The 15,188-nt window shown below is 53.5% G+C and carries 9 protein-coding genes, 1 tRNA gene and 3 rRNA genes; 6 read left to right on the forward strand and 7 right to left on the reverse strand.

Features of this window, described 5'->3' with window-relative positions; all coding sequences use genetic code 11:
- Nucleotides 1-99 precede the first annotated feature (99 nt).
- From G0034_RS01690 to rrf, 3 genes are all read left to right on the forward strand, one after another.
- Nucleotides 100-1,639: ribosomal RNA gene (locus tag G0034_RS01690) — 16S ribosomal RNA — on the forward strand.
- Between the two features lie 208 nt (nt 1,640-1,847).
- Nucleotides 1,848-4,753, forward strand: a 23S ribosomal RNA gene (locus G0034_RS01695).
- Between the two features lie 64 nt (nt 4,754-4,817).
- Nucleotides 4,818-4,933 (forward strand): 5S ribosomal RNA (gene rrf / locus G0034_RS01700).
- Together the 16S, 23S and 5S rRNA genes form the textbook arrangement of a ribosomal RNA operon.
- A 216-nt stretch (nt 4,934-5,149) precedes the next feature.
- Here rrf and G0034_RS01705 read toward each other — a convergent pair.
- The 6 genes from G0034_RS01705 to aspA all read right to left on the reverse strand — a co-directional run bounded on the left by G0034_RS01705 (nt 5,150) and on the right by aspA (nt 10,947).
- Nucleotides 5,150-5,225 (reverse strand) — tRNA-Phe (locus G0034_RS01705).
- Between the two features lie 127 nt (nt 5,226-5,352).
- Nucleotides 5,353-5,928, reverse strand: coding sequence for a transcriptional regulator (locus G0034_RS01710; RefSeq protein ID WP_014882195.1), 576 nt, complete (start codon nt 5,926-5,928; stop codon nt 5,353-5,355).
- Between the two features lie 49 nt (nt 5,929-5,977).
- On the reverse strand, nt 5,978-7,681 hold the full coding sequence (locus G0034_RS01715; RefSeq protein WP_179120442.1) for a protein-disulfide reductase DsbD: 1,704 nt from the start codon (nt 7,679-7,681) through the stop codon (nt 5,978-5,980).
- Nucleotides 7,657-7,980, reverse strand: coding sequence for a divalent cation tolerance protein CutA (gene cutA, locus G0034_RS01720; RefSeq protein ID WP_014882197.1), 324 nt, complete (start codon nt 7,978-7,980; stop codon nt 7,657-7,659). The genes G0034_RS01715 and cutA overlap by 25 nt, the downstream gene beginning before the upstream one ends.
- A 113-nt stretch (nt 7,981-8,093) precedes the next feature.
- Complete coding sequence (locus G0034_RS01725) at nt 8,094-9,395, reverse strand: anaerobic C4-dicarboxylate transporter (RefSeq protein ID WP_023331834.1); 1,302 nt, start codon at nt 9,393-9,395, stop codon at nt 8,094-8,096.
- A gap of 115 nt (nt 9,396-9,510) precedes the next feature.
- Nucleotides 9,511-10,947: an aspartate ammonia-lyase gene (gene aspA, locus G0034_RS01730; protein WP_003855923.1), complete on the reverse strand. Its 1,437-nt coding sequence runs from the start codon at nt 10,945-10,947 to the stop codon at nt 9,511-9,513.
- 335 nt (nt 10,948-11,282) lie between these two features.
- Here aspA and G0034_RS01735 point away from each other — a divergent pair, with 335 nt between their 5' ends.
- Entirely contained in the window at nt 11,283-11,747 is a 465-nt protein-coding gene (locus G0034_RS01735) for an FxsA family protein (protein WP_014882199.1), read from the forward strand.
- A 24-nt stretch (nt 11,748-11,771) separates the two neighbouring features.
- Here the strand turns inward: G0034_RS01735 and yjeH are convergent, their stop codons facing one another.
- Nucleotides 11,772-13,019, reverse strand: a complete 1,248-nt coding sequence (gene yjeH, locus G0034_RS01740; protein ID WP_179120443.1) for an L-methionine/branched-chain amino acid transporter — start codon at nt 13,017-13,019, stop codon at nt 11,772-11,774.
- A gap of 179 nt (nt 13,020-13,198) precedes the next feature.
- On the opposite strand from yjeH, the gene G0034_RS01745 reads away from it, so the two are divergent.
- Entirely contained in the window at nt 13,199-13,492 is a 294-nt protein-coding gene (locus G0034_RS01745) for a co-chaperone GroES (protein WP_003855929.1), read from the forward strand.
- A gap of 31 nt (nt 13,493-13,523) precedes the next feature.
- Complete coding sequence (gene groL / locus G0034_RS01750; RefSeq protein WP_179120444.1) at nt 13,524-15,167, forward strand: chaperonin GroEL; 1,644 nt, start codon at nt 13,524-13,526, stop codon at nt 15,165-15,167.
- The last annotated feature ends 21 nt before the right edge of the window (nt 15,168-15,188 follow it).

Raw genomic sequence — 15,188 nt, forward strand, 5'->3', positions numbered from 1 at the left:
GACATGGATTCTTAACGTCGCAAGACGAAAAATGAATACCAAGTCTCTGAGTGAACATACGTAATTCATTACGAAGTTTAATTCACGAGCATCAAACTTAAATTGAAGAGTTTGATCATGGCTCAGATTGAACGCTGGCGGCAGGCCTAACACATGCAAGTCGAACGGTAGCACAGAGAGCTTGCTCTCGGGTGACGAGTGGCGGACGGGTGAGTAATGTCTGGGAAACTGCCTGATGGAGGGGGATAACTACTGGAAACGGTAGCTAATACCGCATAACGTCGCAAGACCAAAGAGGGGGACCTTCGGGCCTCTTGCCATCAGATGTGCCCAGATGGGATTAGCTAGTAGGTGGGGTAATGGCTCACCTAGGCGACGATCCCTAGCTGGTCTGAGAGGATGACCAGCCACACTGGAACTGAGACACGGTCCAGACTCCTACGGGAGGCAGCAGTGGGGAATATTGCACAATGGGCGCAAGCCTGATGCAGCCATGCCGCGTGTATGAAGAAGGCCTTCGGGTTGTAAAGTACTTTCAGCGGGGAGGAAGGTGTTGTGGTTAATAACCGCAGCAATTGACGTTACCCGCAGAAGAAGCACCGGCTAACTCCGTGCCAGCAGCCGCGGTAATACGGAGGGTGCAAGCGTTAATCGGAATTACTGGGCGTAAAGCGCACGCAGGCGGTCTGTCAAGTCGGATGTGAAATCCCCGGGCTCAACCTGGGAACTGCATTCGAAACTGGCAGGCTAGAGTCTTGTAGAGGGGGGTAGAATTCCAGGTGTAGCGGTGAAATGCGTAGAGATCTGGAGGAATACCGGTGGCGAAGGCGGCCCCCTGGACAAAGACTGACGCTCAGGTGCGAAAGCGTGGGGAGCAAACAGGATTAGATACCCTGGTAGTCCACGCCGTAAACGATGTCGACTTGGAGGTTGTGCCCTTGAGGCGTGGCTTCCGGAGCTAACGCGTTAAGTCGACCGCCTGGGGAGTACGGCCGCAAGGTTAAAACTCAAATGAATTGACGGGGGCCCGCACAAGCGGTGGAGCATGTGGTTTAATTCGATGCAACGCGAAGAACCTTACCTACTCTTGACATCCAGAGAACTTTCCAGAGATGGATTGGTGCCTTCGGGAACTCTGAGACAGGTGCTGCATGGCTGTCGTCAGCTCGTGTTGTGAAATGTTGGGTTAAGTCCCGCAACGAGCGCAACCCTTATCCTTTGTTGCCAGCGGTCCGGCCGGGAACTCAAAGGAGACTGCCAGTGATAAACTGGAGGAAGGTGGGGATGACGTCAAGTCATCATGGCCCTTACGAGTAGGGCTACACACGTGCTACAATGGCGCATACAAAGAGAAGCGACCTCGCGAGAGCAAGCGGACCTCATAAAGTGCGTCGTAGTCCGGATTGGAGTCTGCAACTCGACTCCATGAAGTCGGAATCGCTAGTAATCGTAGATCAGAATGCTACGGTGAATACGTTCCCGGGCCTTGTACACACCGCCCGTCACACCATGGGAGTGGGTTGCAAAAGAAGTAGGTAGCTTAACCTTCGGGAGGGCGCTTACCACTTTGTGATTCATGACTGGGGTGAAGTCGTAACAAGGTAACCGTAGGGGAACCTGCGGTTGGATCACCTCCTTACCTTAAAGAACCTGCCTTTGTAGTGCTCACACAGATTGTCTGATGAATGATGAACTTCTGAATGTACTTTTGAGTGCATTAAGAAGTTTTGCTCTTTAAAAATCTGGATCAAGCTGAAAATTGAAACGACACACATGTTATGTGTGTTCGAGTCTCTCAAATTTTCGCAAACCGATGGTGAATCGAAAGAAACATCTTCGGGTTGTGAGGTTAAGCGACTAAGCGTACACGGTGGATGCCCTGGCAGTCAGAGGCGATGAAGGACGTGCTAATCTGCGAAAAGCGCCGGCGAGGTGATATGAACCTTTGACCCGGCGATGTCCGAATGGGGAAACCCAGTGTGTTTCGACACACTATCGTTAACTGAATACATAGGTTAACGAGGCGAACCGGGGGAACTGAAACATCTAAGTACCCCGAGGAAAAGAAATCAACCGAGATTCCCCCAGTAGCGGCGAGCGAACGGGGAGCAGCCCGGAGTCTGAATCAGCTTGTGTGTTAGTGGAACGGTCTGGAAAGTCCGACGGTACAGGGTGATAGTCCCGTACACGAAAATGCACAGGTTGTGAACTCGAAGAGTAGGGCGGGACACGTGGTATCCTGTCTGAATATGGGGGGACCATCCTCCAAGGCTAAATACTCCTGACTGACCGATAGTGAACCAGTACCGTGAGGGAAAGGCGAAAAGAACCCCGGCGAGGGGAGTGAAAAAGAACCTGAAACCGTGTACGTACAAGCAGTGGGAGCCTACTTGTTAGGTGACTGCGTACCTTTTGTATAATGGGTCAGCGACTTATATTCTGTAGCAAGGTTAACCGTATAGGGGAGCCGAAGGGAAACCGAGTCTTAACTGGGCGTTAAGTTGCAGGGTATAGACCCGAAACCCGGTGATCTAGCCATGGGCAGGTTGAAGGTTGGGTAACACTAACTGGAGGACCGAACCGACTAATGTTGAAAAATTAGCGGATGACCTGTGGCTGGGGGTGAAAGGCCAATCAAACCGGGAGATAGCTGGTTCTCCCCGAAAGCTATTTAGGTAGCGCCTCGTGAACTCATCTTCGGGGGTAGAGCACTGTTTCGGCTAGGGGGCCATCCCGGCTTACCAACCCGATGCAAACTACGAATACCGAAGAATGTTATCACGGGAGACACACGGCGGGTGCTAACGTCCGTCGTGAAGAGGGAAACAACCCAGACCGCCAGCTAAGGTCCCAAAGTCATGGTTAAGTGGGAAACGATGTGGGAAGGCACAGACAGCCAGGATGTTGGCTTAGAAGCAGCCATCATTTAAAGAAAGCGTAATAGCTCACTGGTCGAGTCGGCCTGCGCGGAAGATGTAACGGGGCTAAACCATGCACCGAAGCTGCGGCAGCGACGCTTATGCGTTGTTGGGTAGGGGAGCGTTCTGTAAGCCGTTGAAGGTGGCCTGTGAGGGTTGCTGGAGGTATCAGAAGTGCGAATGCTGACATAAGTAACGATAAAGCGGGTGAAAAGCCCGCTCGCCGGAAGACCAAGGGTTCCTGTCCAACGTTAATCGGGGCAGGGTGAGTCGACCCCTAAGGCGAGGCCGAAAGGCGTAGTCGATGGGAAACAGGTTAATATTCCTGTACTTGGTGTTACTGCGAAGGGGGGACGGAGAAGGCTATGTTAGCCGGGCGACGGTTGTCCCGGTTTAAGCATGTAGGCGGAGGTTCCAGGTAAATCCGGTACCTTATTAACGCTGAGGTGTGATGACGAGGCACTACGGTGCTGAAGTAACAAATGCCCTGCTTCCAGGAAAAGCCTCTAAGCATCAGGTAACACGAAATCGTACCCCAAACCGACACAGGTGGTCAGGTAGAGAATACCAAGGCGCTTGAGAGAACTCGGGTGAAGGAACTAGGCAAAATGGTGCCGTAACTTCGGGAGAAGGCACGCTGATATGTAGGTGAAGCCCCTGCGGGTGGAGCTGAAATCAGTCGAAGATACCAGCTGGCTGCAACTGTTTATTAAAAACACAGCACTGTGCAAACACGAAAGTGGACGTATACGGTGTGACGCCTGCCCGGTGCCGGAAGGTTAATTGATGGGGTTAGCGGCAACGCGAAGCTCTTGATCGAAGCCCCGGTAAACGGCGGCCGTAACTATAACGGTCCTAAGGTAGCGAAATTCCTTGTCGGGTAAGTTCCGACCTGCACGAATGGCGTAATGATGGCCAGGCTGTCTCCACCCGAGACTCAGTGAAATTGAACTCGCTGTGAAGATGCAGTGTACCCGCGGCAAGACGGAAAGACCCCGTGAACCTTTACTATAGCTTGACACTGAACACTGGTCCTTGATGTGTAGGATAGGTGGGAGGCTTTGAAGCGTGGACGCCAGTCTGCGTGGAGCCAACCTTGAAATACCACCCTTTAATGGCTGGTGTTCTAACGTAGACCCGTAATCCGGGTTGCGGACAGTGTCTGGTGGGTAGTTTGACTGGGGCGGTCTCCTCCCAAAGAGTAACGGAGGAGCACGAAGGTTAGCTAATCCTGGTCGGACATCAGGAGGTTAGTGCAATGGCATAAGCTAGCTTGACTGCGAGAGTGACGGCTCGAGCAGGTGCGAAAGCAGGTCATAGTGATCCGGTGGTTCTGAATGGAAGGGCCATCGCTCAACGGATAAAAGGTACTCCGGGGATAACAGGCTGATACCGCCCAAGAGTTCATATCGACGGCGGTGTTTGGCACCTCGATGTCGGCTCATCACATCCTGGGGCTGAAGTAGGTCCCAAGGGTATGGCTGTTCGCCATTTAAAGTGGTACGCGAGCTGGGTTTAGAACGTCGTGAGACAGTTCGGTCCCTATCTGCCGTGGGCGCTGGAGAATTGAGGGGGGCTGCTCCTAGTACGAGAGGACCGGAGTGGACGCATCACTGGTGTTCGGGTTGTCATGCCAATGGCACTGCCCGGTAGCTAAATGCGGAAGAGATAAGTGCTGAAAGCATCTAAGCACGAAACTTGCCCCGAGATGAGTTCTCCCTGAGACTATAAGTCTCCTGAAGGAACGTTGAAGACGACGACGTTGATAGGTCGGGTGTGTAAGCGCAGCGATGCGTTGAGCTAACCGATACTAATGAACCGTGAGGCTTAACCTTACAACGCCGAAGGTGTTTTGGCGGTGAGAGACGATTTTCAGCCTGATACAGATAACAGAATTTGCCTGGCGGCTTTAGCGCGGTGGTCCCACCTGACCCCATGCCGAACTCAGAAGTGAAACGCCGTAGCGCCGATGGTAGTGTGGGGTCTCCCCATGTGAGAGTAGGGAACTGCCAGGCATCAAACAAGAAGAACCCCGTACCGTAAGGTGCGGGGTTTTTTGCTTTGGGTTTTATTCCTCTCCTTGAAACTTTCCCGTAGGCCGATAAGGCAAAGCCGCCATCCGGCAAAGCAGATTGCGCGATCTTACCGGAAAGAGAAGCAAGAATATAAAAGAAGGGATTTATAAACGCAGAAAAGCAAAAACCCAGCCATAGGCTGGGTTTTTTAAATAGTGGTGCCCGGACTCGGAATCGAACCAAGGACACGGGGATTTTCAATCCCCTGCTCTACCGACTGAGCTATCCGGGCAACGGAGCGCATTAAACCGCAATCGCGCCTTATCGTCAACATTATTTCGGGGAAAGCTGTTCAATTGCTTAACTTTACGGCAATCTGGCGGTTTACGCGCCGAAAAGACCAAATTTCGCTGATTCGCTTACGTCAATGCCCCGCCCATACGACACTGAGCAAAGCGAAGAATATCTTCCGCCAGGCGGTGCGCCGTATCCACATCGGCCTGGCTACGATTCACCAGCATGCGGCTCAGACAACCCTCCAGTACCAGCTCCATTTGCTTAGCGACCATTGCCGGGTCATCCACTTCAAGCGTTGTCAGTAGCTCGTGAGTGAAGTCATGCGCCGCACGCTTTTGCTGATCCGCCAGCTGATGTATTGGATGCCCGGGATCGGGATAAAATGTACAGGCGGCAATAAACAGGCAGCCCGGATAACGATTGTTACTGACACATTCAGTCAGGGCGGTGTAGCGAGCCAACAGCTTTTGCTCAGCCGTCAGTTCTTCATTAAGCATCAACTGTCTGCGCCAGATATCCACCTGCTGGCTAAGGTAGCGCAGCGCATCATAAAGCAGGGCCTCTTTATCCGGCCAGAAGCGCGTTAACTCATCCAGAGGGTAATCGATACGGTCGGCTACCATCTCAAGCGTGGTGCTGGCGATCCCTTGAATCTCAAGTAATTGCAGGGCTTGTCCCAGTACGTCTTCACGTTGCACGGTTATCTCCTCCGCTATTCCCAACGGTATGTCCCGTCTAAAGTGTTGTTTACGGTTGGCGATTGCGCAAATGCGCGCTGAATGCCGTTGAATCCATAAACCCGGTTACACGCTGTTCTGGCTGCTCTTCCCCTTGTTCATTGAAGAATAAAATGGTTGGCAGCCCGAGTACGTTAAGGTGCTTAAGCAGAGTCTTATCCTGCTCATTGTTGGCCGTGACGTTTGCCTGGAGCAACACCGTCTCTTTCAGGGCGCTTTGTACCTGAGGATCGCTAAAGGTGTATTTTTCAAACTCTTTGCAGGCGACACACCAGTCAGCATAGAGATCGAGCATCACCGGTTTACCTTTTGCCTGAGCCAGGGCGCTATTGAGCTCATCGACATTGTTAATGCGGGTGAAGTCCAGATGCGCCTGCGTCTGACCCACCGGCGTGCCAAATGCCCAGTCCTGCAGCGGACGCACGCTGACCAGTGCAGCCGCCAGCAGCAGGATTTGCACAAGGCGCATCCATGGCTTTTTCGCCCCCAGGCTGACGATAAATGCCCAGGAGAAGAATGCGACGCCAAGCATCGCCCACAGACGCCTTCCCCACTCGTCTCCGATGATGCGCTCCAGCAGGAACACCGGTAGCGCCAGAATGACAAAACCAAACGCGGTTTTCACCGTCTCCATCCACGGTCCGCTTTTCGGCAGCAGACGATTACCAAAGACCGTCACAAGAATGAGCGGCAGACCCATCCCCAGCGCATAAAGATACAGCGTTCCGCCACCGAGCCACATATTGCCGCTCTGGGCGATGTACAGCAGGATGGCGCTGAGCGGCGCAGTGGTGCAGGGTGAACAGATTAGCCCGGCAATTGCACCCATTGCGAACACGCCGCCTGCAGATCCTCCCTGCTGACGATTACTCATCAGCGTTAAGCGGGTTTGCAGCGAAGAGGGCAGTTGCAGAGTGAACAGGCCAAACATCGACAGCGCCAAAAGAATAAAGACAACTGACAGACCAATAAGCACGTAAGGATGCTGAAGCGCTGCCTGGAATTGCAATCCAGCGGCGGCGACCACGAGGCCGAGCGCCGTGTAGGTTAATGCCATGCCCTGGACATAAATAAAAGCCAGCAGCAGCGCCCGGACGGTGGAAAGCCGTTGCTTACCGCCTAGCACAATCCCGGAGATCAGCGGGTACATGGGCAGTACACACGGCGTAAAGGCAATGCCAATACCAATCAGTAGCGCCCAAAACGCTGAGAAGGGAAGATCTGAAGTGGCTTCGCCTTCTCCCTTCACCCTGGCCCTCTCCCCCGAGGGGAGAGAGGAGGCAGCCGCTTTAACTTCAGTAAGCGGAACGACCTTCGTTTCAGGAGGATAGCAGAAGCCCGCGTCGGCACAGCCCTGATACGTCACGGTCAGCGTGGCGCCTTTATCCGCCTGATTCACCGTGGCGGGGACGTTTAAGCGCTGACGATAGATTTCACTCTTACCGTAGAACTCGTCCTCGTGCCACTCGCCCGCGGGCATCTGCAATGCGCCGACGTTAGCCTTTGCGGACGTGATACTGACCTGTTTGCGGTAAAGGTAGTAACCCTCTTTCACCTGCCAGGTCAGATTGAGATCGTGCTGGTTCTGCTGAAAATCGAAAACAAACGCCTGGTCGGCAGGAATAAAGTTTGAACGGCCGGGTGCGTCAAACAACCCGGCAAATACTGATGTGCTGCACAGCAGCAGGATCAGCGTAAGGAAGCGTTGAGCCATGTGAGATAGTCGTTATCGCCATGGAGCACTGGCAGCACCAGCAGCTCTGGAGTTTGGTAAGGATGATGAGACTTGAGGCAGTCGAGGAGCGCCTGCTGGTTCGCCCGGTTGGTTTTAAGCAACATCTGGACTTCGTACTCCTGCTCCAGCTTGCCTTCCCAGTAATAAAGGGAGGTTGCGCCGGGGAGGAGCGTTACGCAGGCTGCCCATTTTTCGGCCAGCACTTTGGCGGCAAGATCCTGGGCAGAGGCTTCATCAGGGGCGGTACACAGTACGACAACGGCATCAGGCGTGTTCACAAGTCGACCTCCTCATCACGAAAGTCTTCACTATATCACGCAAGACGATTGGTCATTAATGAATCGGGCCGCAGTGCGGCCCGATTTTAACTATTTTTACAACGGCTGAAGGTTTACAGCACAATGCCACCGATGATAAAGCCGAGGATGACGCAAAGCGTAATTGCTACCACGCCCGGGATCAGAAACGCGTGGTTAAACACGTACTTACCGATACGGGTAGAGCCAGTGTCATCCATTTCAACCGCTGCCAGCAGGGTTGGGTAGGTTGGCAGAACGAACAGTGCGGAAACGGCTGCGAAAGAGGCAATCGCCGTCAGCGGCGTTACGCCTAACATGAGTGCCGCAGGCATCAGCGCTTTGGTGGTTGCTGCCTGGGAGTAAAGCAGGGTCGCAGCAAAGAACAGCACGACCGCCAGCAGCCACGGGTAGTTGTGCAGCAGGTCGCCGGCTACGGTCTGGATATCGCTGATGTGCGCCTTCACGAAGGTATCGCCGAGCCATGCCACACCCAGTACACACACGCAGGCGCTCATACCGGATTTAAAGGTACTGGCGTTCAGCACTTCGCTGGTGTCGATTTTACAGGTGATGCTAATCAGCGTCGCGATAGTCAGCATGAACACCACAATCGCTTCGTTACGCGGCAGAACCGGGTTCTGAATCAGCCCCACGGTGTCACTGATGGCGGTTGCGTAGAACATCACTGCGACGATACCAATCAGGAAAAGCAGTACGGAGCGCTTTGCGTGCGGCTTCAGTTCGAAGACCTGGCTACCGCGCAGTCTCACTTCACCTTTTGCCAGACGCTCCTGGTAAACCGGATCGTCTTTCAGTTCGGCACCGAGGAAGTTACACAGCACGGCAGTAATCATGACCGCAATCAGCGTCACCGGAATACAGATCGCCAGCAGCGTCAGGTAGCTCACGCCCATCGGCTCAAGGATACCGGCGAAGAAGACCACGGCGGCAGAGATCGGCGACGCGGTGATGGCAATCTGAGACGCAACGACGGCAATAGAGAGGGGACGAGACGGGCGAATCCCCTGTTCTTTTGCCACTTCGGTAATCACCGGCAGCGTGGAGAACGCCGTGTGGCCAGTTCCCGCGAGAATGGTCATAAACCAGGTGACCAGCGGGGCAAGGAAGGTAATGTATTTAGGATGGCGGCGCAGCATACGCTCCGCCAGACTCACCAGGTAGTCCATACCGCCTGCCACCTGCATAGCGGCGATAGCGGCAATAACTGCCATGATGATTTCGATAACGTCAAAAGGGATTGCGCCGGGTTTAATCTGAAAGATAAGGGTAAGAACGAGCACCCCGAGACCGCCGGCAAAACCGATGCCGATACCCCCGAGTCTTGCTCCCAAATAAATCGCCAACAAGACGATGACGAGTTCTGCTCCAAACATAAGGACCTGCCTTGCTTATTAACAAGTTGATATTGAATTGTTGTATTTTGGTAACGCCTAAAAAGAAAAAAGGCACGTCACAAGTGACGTGCCTTTAAAAGCCTAGCCTGAACGGTTACTGTTCGCTTTCATCGGTATATCGTTTCGCTTTATATGCCGGGTGCATCAGGTTCTGGGCGGAGAAGATATCGTCCAGCTCAGCCTCGGTCAACAGTCCGCGCTCCAGCACCACTTCACGCACGCTCTTACCGGTTTCGGCACAAATCTTACCGACGATGTCACCGTTATGGTGACCGATGAACGGGTTGAGGTAGGTGACGATCCCGATAGAGTTGTAAACGTAGCCTTCACACACTTCTTTATTTGCGGTAATGCCGTTAATGCATTTTTCCAGCAGGTTGTAGCAGGCGTTAGTCAGGATGTGGATAGATTCGAACATCGCCTGGCCAATCACGGGCTCCATTACGTTCAGCTGCAGCTGACCGGCCTCGGAGGCCATCGTCACGGTAGTGTCGTTACCGATGACTTTGAAGCAAACCTGATTCACCACTTCTGGCACGACCGGGTTCACCTTAGCTGGCATGATGGACGAACCCGCCTGCAGTTCTGGCAGGTTGATTTCGTTCAGGCCAGCGCGCGGGCCGGAAGAGAGCAGGCGCAGGTCATTACAGATTTTGGACAGTTTCACCGCCAGACGTTTCAGTGCGCTGTGTACCATCACGTACGCGCCGCAGTCGGAGGTGGCTTCAATCAGGTCTTCCGCAGGCACGACCGGCAGGTTGGACACTTCAGCCAGCTTCTGAACCGCCAGCTGCTGATAGCCATCCGGGGTGTTCAGACGCGTACCGATGGCGGTTGCACCCAGGTTCACTTCCAGCAGCAGCTCAGAGGTGCGCAGCAGGTTTTTGGTCTCTTCATTCAGCAGCACGTTAAATGCGTGGAATTCCTGGCCCAGCGTCATTGGCACTGCGTCCTGTAACTGGGTACGACCCATTTTCAGGATATCCTGGAACTCAACCGCTTTACGCTGGAAGCCATCGCCCAGCTGGTTGATAGCGTCCACCAGTTTCACCACGGAGGCATACACCGCGATACGGAAGCCGGTTGGGTAGGCGTCGTTGGTGGACTGGCATTTGTTAACGTGGTCGTTCGGGTTCAGGTACTGGTATTCACCTTTCTGATGACCCATCAGCTCCAGGCCGATGTTTGCCAGTACTTCGTTGGTATTCATGTTGACGGAGGTACCCGCGCCGCCCTGATAGACGTCAACCGGGAACTGGTCCATGCATTTGCCGTTGTTCAGCACTTCATCGCAGGCAGCGATAATCGCATTTGCCGCGCTTTTAGGAATGGTTTGCAGCTCTTTGTTAGCCAGCGCTGCGGCTTTCTTCACCATCACCATGCCACGGACAAACTCAGGGATGTCGCTGATTTTGCTGTTGCTGATGTAGAAGTTTTCAATCGCTCTCAGAGTGTGAACACCATAGTAGGCATCCGCTGGAACTTCCCTGGTACCCAACAAGTCTTCTTCGATACGAATGTTGTTTAACATGTGAACCTTCTTTTCAAGCTGCCGATGGATTGTACTAAACACACAGTATATATGTGGTTTTGAATATTTTCTGACCGACGATTATTCCCTCAATCAGCCAGATGTTCGAGATCATATGCTGATGATAGCGAATTGCCGTAAGCTGGATCACTTATTATCGAGCCGATTCCATGATAATTATTAATCTGTGAAATGTGTCACCGCTTTAATATTTCCAGAAAAAATATCCGTGCAAACCGATTGAATTTTCGCTAACTGCCACCATTTCATACAAACGCGCGTCGCGAACACATTCAGACAGGGGCCTGACGGCACCTGCCCTACAGGAGATGCCAGTGCGCTGGATACCATTTATTGCTTTCTTTCTCTATGTTTACATTGAGATTTCCATTTTTATCCAGGTTGCCCATGTCCTGGGCGTCCTGCTGACGCTGGTTCTGGTGATTTTCACCTCCGTCATCGGCATGTCGCTGGTGCGTAACCAGGGTTTCAAAAATTTCCTGATAATGCAGCAGAAGATGGCTGCAGGCGAAAGCCCGGCAGAAGAGATGATCAAAAGCGTGTCGCTGATTATCGCGGGTCTGCTGCTTATTCTGCCTGGCTTCTTTACCGACTTCCTCGGCCTTTTGCTGCTTCTGCCGCCAGTGCAAAAACACCTGACCATGAAGCTGCTGCCGCATCTGCGTTTTAGTCGTATGCCGGGCGGTGGCTTCAGTACGGGCCCGGGCGATACATTTGAAGGGGAATATCAGCGTAAGGATGAACAGCACGACCGTTTAGACCACAAAGACGATCGGTGATTTTTATGCCCGGTGGCGCATCGCTCACCGGGCCTGCGGGTTTTGCCGCTTCGGTAAAAACACCCACAGCCCTGCCAGCATGACGATGGCATACACACTCTTCCATCCCACCATTGCCAGCAACAGCAGGCAAAGCACACCCCCGACGACCGCCAGTGCTTTATAGCGGCCTTCCAGCAGACGACAGCCCGCCAGCATGCACAGCAGATAGATCATAATGAAAATGCCGTTGGCGTAGACGATCAGGGCATCCAGATTGATTTTCAGTACGTAAATACCCAGCGTACTCAACACGCAGCAGCCCAGCACGGTATTCAGTGCATTCACCGGAAGTTGACGTTTGGACAACTGCGCAAGACGGCTTTCAGGATTATAAAGCGCCTGCGACCACACCAGACGGGCAAAGCTCTGGATATAAATATTCAGGCTGGCAAAACAGGCGAGATAGCCAATCATACACGCGACCCACAGCGCTTTTACGCCAAACAGCTGTACCACTATGCCAGGCAGTGACGCGGCAGCCGCTTTATCCGCACCGAATGCGTTGAAGTGCAATACCAGCACGGTGCAGGCCCAGTAAACGGTTCCTGCCAGCAGCAGGCCAATCATCAGCGCGCGCGGAAAATCGCGCTCAGGCTGCTTAAATTCAGAGGCCAGATGGGCGAACGCTTCGAGACCCACAAAGCACCAGAACATAACGGCAAGGGCGGCGAAAAGCTTTGAATGGTCAATGTTTGTCGCTGCCGGGAAGGGAATGTCCTTAATTGTGATATCGCCCGCCCACCAGACAGCCGCGACGAGCGCAACAATCAGTACCGCAACCAGCGTCTGCAGGTTTGCACTTGAGCTGGCGCCGCGTGAGCCCACCCACCAGACAATGGCAAGCGTACCCAGTTCAGCCAGCAGGAGCTGCTCGTTATGCCAGCCAAACAGCGCCTGTCCAAAGCCGGTTGCAATATGCAATGCCGCAGGAAGACCCACCGGGATCACCGAGAGAAACAGCCAGCCGGTAACACGCTTCAGTCGCGGGCCAAAAGCCAGCCCGACAAAGTGCGCCACACCGCCTGCGTCAGGGAAGTGCCGCCCGAGGATGGCAAACACAATGGCTATCGGAAACACCAGCACAATCAGCACCGGCCACGCCCACAGGCTGTTATTGCCTGCTACCAGCGCCGCCAGTGCGGGTACGGCAAATACGCCCGTACCTAACAAGGAGGTTGAGAGCAGGCCAACGCCCTGCGCCAGTCCCAACTCCTGTTTAAGTCCACTCATTGACATCGTCCTGCCAATACCAAAAGAGAGGGGATGGTAACACTTTCGCAAAATTTTTTTTCAACTCCCCCTTGAAGGGGGAAAAAGCTATCCCCATCTCTCAGGGCACTAGTCGGAAAACCGCATGCGGGCCGGCGTCATCCATAACTGATAATGACTTTCTCAAAGGAGAGCTATCAATGAGTATTCGTCCGTTACATGATCGTGTGATCGTCAAACGTAAAGAAGTTGAAACCAAGTCTGCTGGCGGCATCGTTCTGACCGGTTCTGCTGCAGCCAAATCAACGCGTGGCGAAATCATCGCTGTCGGTAAGGGCCGCATCCTGGAAAACGGAACTGTGCAGCCGCTGGACGTTAAAGTTGGTGACATCGTAATTTTCAACGATGGCTACGGCGTGAAATCCGAGAAGATCGACAATGAAGAAGTGTTGATCATGTCCGAGAGCGACATTCTGGCAATTGTTGAAGCGTAATTTACGCACGAGAATTTGAGGAAATAAGAACATGGCAGCTAAAGACGTAAAATTCGGTAACGACGCTCGTGTAAAAATGCTCCGCGGCGTAAACGTACTGGCCGATGCAGTTAAAGTGACCCTGGGCCCGAAAGGCCGTAACGTAGTGCTGGATAAATCCTTCGGCGCGCCAACCATCACCAAAGATGGTGTTTCTGTAGCACGTGAAATCGAACTGGAAGACAAGTTCGAAAACATGGGTGCGCAGATGGTGAAAGAAGTTGCCTCTAAAGCGAACGATGCTGCAGGTGACGGTACCACCACCGCGACCGTACTGGCGCAGGCTATCATCACTGAAGGTCTGAAAGCCGTTGCTGCGGGCATGAACCCAATGGATCTGAAACGTGGTATCGACAAAGCTGTCGCTTCCGCTGTTGAAGAGCTGAAAGCGCTGTCCGTACCGTGCTCTGACTCCAAAGCCATTGCTCAGGTAGGTACCATCTCCGCTAACTCCGACGAAACCGTAGGTAAACTGATCGCTGAAGCGATGGACAAAGTCGGTAAAGAAGGCGTTATCACCGTTGAAGACGGTACCGGTCTGGAAGACGAACTGGACGTGGTTGAAGGTATGCAGTTCGACCGCGGCTACCTGTCCCCATACTTCATCAACAAGCCAGAGACTGGCGCTGTTGAGCTGGAAAGCCCGTTCACCCTGCTGGCTGACAAGAAAATCTCCAACATCCGCGAAATGCTGCCAGTGCTGGAAGCCGTTGCGAAAGCAGGCAAACCGCTGGTTATCATCGCTGAAGACGTTGAAGGCGAAGCGCTGGCGACCCTGGTGGTTAACACCATGCGTGGCATCGTGAAAGTGGCTGCGGTTAAAGCACCTGGCTTCGGCGATCGTCGTAAAGCGATGCTGCAGGATATCGCTACCCTGACTGGCGGTACCGTTATCTCTGAAGAGATCGGTATGGAGCTGGAAAAAGCGACCCTGGAAGACCTGGGCCAGGCAAAACGCGTTGTGATCAACAAAGACACCACCACCATCATCGACGGTGTGGGTGAAGAAGCCGCTATTCAGGGCCGTGTTGGTCAGATCCGTAAGCAGATCGAAGAAGCAACCTCTGATTACGACCGTGAAAAACTGCAGGAGCGCGTAGCGAAACTGGCAGGCGGTGTCGCCGTTATCAAAGTCGGTGCTGCGACCGAAGTTGAAATGAAAGAGAAAAAAGCGCGCGTTGACGATGCCCTGCACGCGACCCGTGCTGCGGTAGAAGAAGGCGTGGTTGCTGGTGGTGGCGTTGCGCTGGTGCGTGTTGCCGCTAAACTGGCTGGCCTGACTGCACAGAACGAAGACCAGAACGTGGGTATCAAAGTTGCGCTGCGCGCAATGGAAGCGCCTCTGCGTCAGATCGTTTCTAACGCCGGTGAAGAGCCATCTGTGGTTGCGAACAACGTGAAAGCGGGCGAAGGTAACTACGGTTACAACGCGGCAACTGAAGAATACGGCAACATGATCGACTTCGGTATTCTGGACCCAACTAAAGTTACCCGTTCTGCTCTGCAGTATGCGGCATCTGTAGCTGGCCTGATGATCACTACCGAGTGCATGGTTACTGATATGCCTAAAGGCGACGCGCCTGACTTAGGTGCTGCTGGTATGGGCGGCATGGGTGGTATGGGCGGCATGATGTAATCATGTTGTTCTGAACCTCTC

The organism is Enterobacter sp. T2 (assembly GCF_010692925.1).
In the GTDB taxonomy this organism is placed as follows: domain Bacteria; phylum Pseudomonadota; class Gammaproteobacteria; order Enterobacterales; family Enterobacteriaceae; genus Enterobacter; species Enterobacter kobei.

Bases quoted from the DNA above. Each gene is read 5' to 3' on its own strand.
- G0034_RS01715 (WP_179120442.1), bottom strand. From the start codon at position 7,681: ATGGCTCAACGCTTCCTTACGCTGATCCTGCTGCTGTGCAGCACATCA.
- G0034_RS01725 (WP_023331834.1), bottom strand. From the start codon at position 9,395: ATGTTTGGAGCAGAACTCGTCATCGTCTTGTTGGCGATTTATTTGGGA.
- aspA (WP_003855923.1), bottom strand. From the start codon at position 10,947: ATGTTAAACAACATTCGTATCGAAGAAGACTTGTTGGGTACCAGGGAA.
- yjeH (WP_179120443.1), bottom strand. From the start codon at position 13,019: ATGAGTGGACTTAAACAGGAGTTGGGACTGGCGCAGGGCGTTGGCCTG.
- G0034_RS01745 (WP_003855929.1), top strand. From the start codon at position 13,199: ATGAGTATTCGTCCGTTACATGATCGTGTGATCGTCAAACGTAAAGAA.
- groL (WP_179120444.1), top strand. From the start codon at position 13,524: ATGGCAGCTAAAGACGTAAAATTCGGTAACGACGCTCGTGTAAAAATG.